This window comes from Pontibacter rugosus (assembly GCF_042678745.1).
GTDB classification, from domain to species: domain Bacteria; phylum Bacteroidota; class Bacteroidia; order Cytophagales; family Hymenobacteraceae; genus Pontibacter; species Pontibacter rugosus.
Genome location: NZ_JBHTLD010000280.1, coordinates 1 through 5,186 on the forward strand (window position 1 = coordinate 1; position 5,186 = coordinate 5,186).

The following is a 5,186-nucleotide window of genomic DNA, read 5'->3' on the forward strand; positions in this document are numbered from 1 at the left end:
TTTTGTATAGTGAGTTATCTAACCTAATATAGATGAATGATTTTAAGGAAATTATACAGCTAGCAGATGGATCTGATAGATGTCCGCAAAACTATGTATTGGCTTTAACGGATACATTAAATGTAATTAGCGGAAAGTGGAAATTGCCTATTATTGCCTCCTTGTTACGCGGCAAAATACGGTTTAAAGATTTGCTGGATAATATAGAAAAGATTACGCCCCGCATGTTATCTAAAGAACTAAAGGAACTGGAGGTAAATAGTATAGTGGTGCGTAAAGTATATAATCAAACGCCAGTTTTAATTGAATACCAATTAACAGAATCTGGTAAAAGCTTGGTTAACCTTATAGATACTATGATTGACTGGGGGTTGACACACCGAAGTAATGTTTGGCAATAGAAAATTTTGCCGTACGAAAATTGCAGCTAATGGTGTGGTATCTGAAAATTCCGTAGCAGAGCAAGCGTTTTTCAGGTGCAGTGTTGGGCATAGGGCTTTTTATTCGCTCCTGTAATTGTATCTGGGTTTTGTCGGGTGTCAAAAAATGCTGCAATTTGAACAGTTGCTACAGCAATTCAATAGATTATTTTGTAGTTACCTTCAACCATACACCTGTATTATTTTGTTCTGCCGGCTAATAATGGTTCACGTTGTCCTTTAAAGGGCATTTTAGATAAAGAAGTTGTTCTCTGTACTATGACTTTAACTAGGTTTTCTGGCAACCGCTTTTTAAGATAGTATCTCGATTGGCGGAAGTAGTATTTAATTAAAAGACTGCCGGTACTCTAAAGGCGAAAGGTTGGTTTTTCTTTTAAATAATTTATGAAAAGATTGCGGGTACTCAAAGCCAAACTGAAAAGCTATTTCGCCCACAGACAGATTGGTAGAGACCAGCATTTCCTTGGCTTTTTCAATTAACCGGTTATAGATGTGTTGCTGCGTGCTTTGCCCTGTAAGCGTCCGGAGCATATCGCTTAAATAATTAGGTGACAAATGCAGCTGGTCGGCAATATCCTGAACCGTGGGCAAGCCTGCCTGCTGCAGTTTTTCACTGTTGAAACTATTTGCAAGAATAGCTTCTAATTTTATCAGAAGTTCGTTGCTGGCTGTTTTACGGGTAATAAACTGCCGATGATAAAACCGGTTGCAGTAATTAAGCAGTAATTCAATTTGCGATACAATAATATCTTGGCTAAAATTATCGATTGAGGCATTATATTCTTTGTGAATGCCCTGCATAATTATATCAATAATATTTTCTTCACTTTCTGATACATACAAGGCCTCATTTACCGCATAGGAAAAAAAATTATAACTGCTCAGCCTTTTTTCTAAAGGGTAGCCCCGAATGAAATCCGGGTGAAGTACGAGCCACCATCCTTCCAGTTTTGAATCTGGATTGATGTCAGTGGTTATTACTTGATTGGGTGAGAAAAACGTCATGACACCTTCGTCAAAATCATAGTAATTCTGGCCATATCTCATTTTTCCTGCAAAATTCTTCTTTAAGGCAATGCAGTAAAAATCATAACTCACGCTTCTAAGCTTTTCATCAGAAAAACATGTGGTCTTGCTAAAGTCTATTACACTAACTAAAGGATGTTTTGGTTTTACAATTTCCAAAAGCCGGTGCAGTTCCGCAATAGATTTTATAGGATGTGGTAAGCTTCCGGTTCTTTTCATAACGTAACTTAATGCAAAATCGGGACAAAAATGCCAGTTTTGCATTAATCGAAATTAGTAGATAAAGTTAAGTGTTTCCAGGTTTTTATTTCCTGTTTCTCCTGAGCTCTATGGTTAGTTATCAGCTCATACGTATCAGGCCCTAATAACAGGTGCAGGGGCGGATTAGCAATTTGGGCAATATCATTCAAAATATTTACCAACTTTTGTGGGTCGCCAATCTGTTGGCCGCTAAAGCTTCGCCACATTGCTTCGGCCTCGGCTACTTTGTAAACAGGAATTTTGTTTTTGGTAAAAGTTAAGGAGCCTTCGTTCATAAAACTAGTGCGGAACTGGCCGGGGGCTACCACGGTAACTTTTACGTTGAAGGGTTGGGCCTCCAGGAACAATGCTTCGGATAAGCCAATAACGGCAAATTTGGCAGCATTGTAACTGGCCGCATTGGGAAAACCAACATACCCGGCATTGGAAGAAATATTAATAATGTGCCCGGATTGTTGCTTTCTAAGATAAGGCATCACCGCCCTTATGACGTTCACTGTTCCAAATAAGTTGACATCAATGGTTTGTCGAAACTCTTCATCGGTAACTTCTTCCATGCTGCCCACCAACGAATAGCCGGCATTATTTACTATCACATCCAGTTTTCCGAACTTTTCAATACTGCGGTTTACGGCATCTTTCACTTCTGGATCAGAGGTAATATCTACCTGTAGGGGCAAGAAATTTTCATTGTTTTCGCCTATGCTTTTATTCAAACTTTCCAAGCTTCGCGAAGTAGCAACTACTTTATGGCCTTTTGATAAAATAAGTTTTGTGAGAGCCAATCCTAAGCCTTTAGATGCTCCGGTAATAAACCATACATTAGTGCTGTCCATTTTTCTATTTTTAGTACAAGGCAAAATTCTGCATAAAAGATTTGTGATAAGTATCCAAATCTCAGCAAAACGTGTCCTTAATACTGACTTTGGTTTTAAGTAAAGGACTTATGATTCCTATTGTGGCTCACGATGGGACTATGCGGCGGCGCAGCTACCTTATAGGTTTTGTGTGCGACCAGTATGGGCACCTGGTACTGAAGGTATCAAATTTTCCAGAGGGTGCAAGTCCCTTACAGGCGTTTGGCGAAGCCTGTTAGCAAGCTGCAAGGTTGTTTACCGTGAGGCGTGCTTGAAGGAAGCGGGACTGCAAAATCCAGTATTAACAAATACTCTCGAGCACGGGAGTGCGAATAGAGCGCACGCAGTGCTTGCATAAGAGGCAGGGAGTCGTGTACACAGGGAGAAGTCAGCAGAGGCCATAGTAGCCGCCTGGAAACGAGCCGTAAGCGCTGCGGAAGCCTCACAGGGCGGTGAAGGGCTGAATGTTAAGCTGCCCGAAATCAGATAAGGAGGTTCAAACGCTGGCGTTTGCCAGCCTTATCCCAAACTAGGGTGAGGGCATGGTCGGTGCAAAGAGCGGCTGTGCTATCCTTGACGAACCGCCGCATATGGGAATGAGCACGAAAGTGCGAAATTCCCGAGCGAAGCTCTCGTACGTACGGTGGTGTGAGAGGCGCACCCCATCAGCTAACGCTGGTGGGGTGCGCCTACTCATATCTTCAGCAATAGGTTAAAGTACAATTAACAAAAATGCAGGCTTATGTGGCAGTGCAACGGAAACTGCTGGTTCTCATCTGGGCACTGTGGCGGAAGAAGGAAGCATACAACCCGAGGTTCGGGCAGGAAGAAAACAAAGCTTCCGGTAATGAGGAGCCTAAGCCTCTCTTTTCGCTTGGCTCCGGAGGAGGCAAAAAGCAAGTAGCCCCGGCTATTGCCGTGGCTACACAAGATGAACTTCCGTGCAAGGAATCGCCTGAAGCTCTCTTTTCGCTAAAGTGAAGGTGATAAAACAATCCTATACTTTCACTTGCTTTTTAAGACAGTACCTCGATTGGGCGGAGTTTTGCTTCTTTTACCAACTCTGTTAGTTTTCCTAATTCTGTTTTATCTGTTAAAGGCCAATTCTGCGAATCTTGCTGCTGGTCGGTAAACTTCTTGATAGCACCGTAAATTGGCAAAATAAGAGATTCGTAACTTCCTTTTATCTTCAATACCATTTTTCTATCAGAGTTTTCTGACTTCGCTAAAGATATGTTCAGAGTGTAATCATAACTAAATTTTTCAAACTCGAAATAGTAACCTTCGGGCTCTAAATGCCACCATACTTCTGCTTCTATTCCTTTTATCACACTTCTCAGATTCGAAATCAACTGCTCAATTGGATTAGCTGGAACATCTGAAGCTTCAAATTCTAACCTGAAGTCATTGAAACCTATTTTAACGGGAAGTCAACCATGTTCTGGTGTTCCAAACTCTATGCTTAGCTTTTCCTTTTTCATACTTCAAATTACACAGAACGTGCCAGTGCAGCCTAAGCCCGTTGTGAAGCAAGGGTTAAAGCTGCACTGGGTTGTGGAATGGGCTTTTTATTCAGCCGATAAATCTTTAGCCTTGACTATCACCACTTCTCCATTTCTTGAGAAGACAAGCTCTCCGTCTTCTTTTTGTTTCCTGCGGATAAGCTTCTCAACTGCAAGGTCTATACCTTTTAAAATCTTGTTCCGCAAATCAACTGTATCTATTTTATTCTTATTCATGACTTAACGTCCTTAACTTATCCCAAATAGTTTGATTCTGTATTTTCAACTCTTGGTCTTCCTGCCCTTCTGCCACTAAATTGTATGGTGTTTGTGAATTATCAATAACTATCCAATAATCACAAATAGGGATGAACAACTCAAAGAGGTTTTTAACTCCCTTTTTATACCTTCTACGGATTACATCTTCGGGGATATTGTGGCCACCTTCCGCTACTCGGTTTTTCACACGTTGTATGGCCAACTCAGGTGATGCTAACCAGAAATAAACGAGGGTAACATTATACCCACTTTCCCTGGCTTTCTTGATTGTCTGCGCGTAGCTTCTTGTAGCGAGTGTAGTCTCAATGGCAAAATCTTCCTTCTTTCTTAGTAGCTCGTCAATTCTTTGAAGCATTATCCTGCCCGCTTCTACGGCCACCTTTTCTGGTTGAAAAGGAGAGAGCCCGCGAGCAATCTCGTCTGCATTAACAAATTCACGGCAGCCTAGCATTTCAGGAAGAACTGTAAAAGAAGCTGTTGTTTTTCCAGCACCGTTACAACCCGATATGATGTATAAATTTGGCATTAGTTTTTCCTTTACCAAATATACATTACTTTATCATTTTTGTTGGCAATTCATCTTTTGCCTTACCCACAATGGACTGGTGCAGCTAATGGGTGAGGCAAAGCCGAACATAAAAGCTGCACTGGGTGTGCGCCCAGTATGGGCACCTGATACGAAAGGTATCATATTATTCCAGAGGGTGCAAGTCCCTTACAGGCGAGTTGGTGAAGCCTGTTAGCAAGCCGCAAGCTGGTTCGTCGTGAGGCGTGCAGTGAAGAAAGCGGGACTGCAAAATCCGGTACTGACGTACAGAAAC

7 protein-coding genes are annotated in these 5,186 nt (G+C 41.7%); 2 read left to right on the top strand and 5 right to left on the bottom strand.

All coding sequences use genetic code 11. From position 1 onward, the window contains the following. The first annotated feature begins 32 nt into the window (after window positions 1-32). On the top strand, window positions 33-401 hold the full coding sequence (locus ACFQ2O_RS19770; protein WP_377532106.1) for a winged helix-turn-helix transcriptional regulator: 369 nt from the start codon (window positions 33-35) through the stop codon (window positions 399-401). A gap of 363 nt (window positions 402-764) precedes the next feature. On the opposite strand, the gene ACFQ2O_RS19775 is transcribed toward ACFQ2O_RS19770, so the two are convergent. Both ACFQ2O_RS19775 and ACFQ2O_RS19780 read right to left on the bottom strand, forming a co-directional pair. Next, the gene (locus tag ACFQ2O_RS19775; RefSeq protein ID WP_377532109.1) at window positions 765-1,685 is read right to left on the bottom strand and encodes a helix-turn-helix domain-containing protein; all 921 of its coding nucleotides are present in this window, start codon (window positions 1,683-1,685) and stop codon (window positions 765-767) included. A gap of 44 nt (window positions 1,686-1,729) precedes the next feature. Next, window positions 1,730-2,563, bottom strand: coding sequence for an SDR family NAD(P)-dependent oxidoreductase (locus ACFQ2O_RS19780; protein ID WP_377532112.1), 834 nt, complete (start codon window positions 2,561-2,563; stop codon window positions 1,730-1,732). Window positions 2,564-3,328: 765 nt separating this feature from the next. Here ACFQ2O_RS19780 and ACFQ2O_RS19785 point away from each other — a divergent pair. Further along, a complete protein-coding gene (locus ACFQ2O_RS19785; RefSeq protein ID WP_377532115.1) occupies window positions 3,329-3,565 on the top strand; it encodes a hypothetical protein in 237 nt (78 codons plus the stop codon). Between the two features lie 35 nt (window positions 3,566-3,600). On the opposite strand, the gene ACFQ2O_RS19790 is transcribed toward ACFQ2O_RS19785, so the two are convergent. The 3 genes from ACFQ2O_RS19790 to ACFQ2O_RS19800 all read right to left on the bottom strand — a co-directional run bounded on the left by ACFQ2O_RS19790 (window position 3,601) and on the right by ACFQ2O_RS19800 (window position 4,891). Then, window positions 3,601-3,915, bottom strand: a complete 315-nt coding sequence (locus tag ACFQ2O_RS19790; RefSeq protein WP_377532117.1) for a hypothetical protein — start codon at window positions 3,913-3,915, stop codon at window positions 3,601-3,603. Between the two features lie 237 nt (window positions 3,916-4,152). Next, window positions 4,153-4,323, bottom strand: coding sequence for a hypothetical protein (locus tag ACFQ2O_RS19795; protein WP_377532119.1), 171 nt, complete (start codon window positions 4,321-4,323; stop codon window positions 4,153-4,155). Next, entirely contained in the window at window positions 4,316-4,891 is a 576-nt protein-coding gene (locus ACFQ2O_RS19800) for a zeta toxin family protein (RefSeq protein WP_377532122.1), read from the bottom strand. Before ACFQ2O_RS19800 ends, ACFQ2O_RS19795 begins: the two co-directional genes overlap by 8 nt. Window positions 4,892-5,186: the final 295 nt, after the last annotated feature.

What these genes read in the sequence shown, in the direction of transcription:
- ACFQ2O_RS19770 (WP_377532106.1), top strand. Translation starts at nt 33, where the DNA reads ATGAATGATTTTAAGGAAATTATACAGCTAGCAGATGGATCTGATAGA.
- ACFQ2O_RS19775 (WP_377532109.1), bottom strand. Translation starts at nt 1,685, where the DNA reads ATGAAAAGAACCGGAAGCTTACCACATCCTATAAAATCTATTGCGGAA.
- ACFQ2O_RS19780 (WP_377532112.1), bottom strand. Translation starts at nt 2,563, where the DNA reads ATGGACAGCACTAATGTATGGTTTATTACCGGAGCATCTAAAGGCTTA.
- ACFQ2O_RS19795 (WP_377532119.1), bottom strand. Translation starts at nt 4,323, where the DNA reads ATGAATAAGAATAAAATAGATACAGTTGATTTGCGGAACAAGATTTTA.
- ACFQ2O_RS19800 (WP_377532122.1), bottom strand. Translation starts at nt 4,891, where the DNA reads ATGCCAAATTTATACATCATATCGGGTTGTAACGGTGCTGGAAAAACA.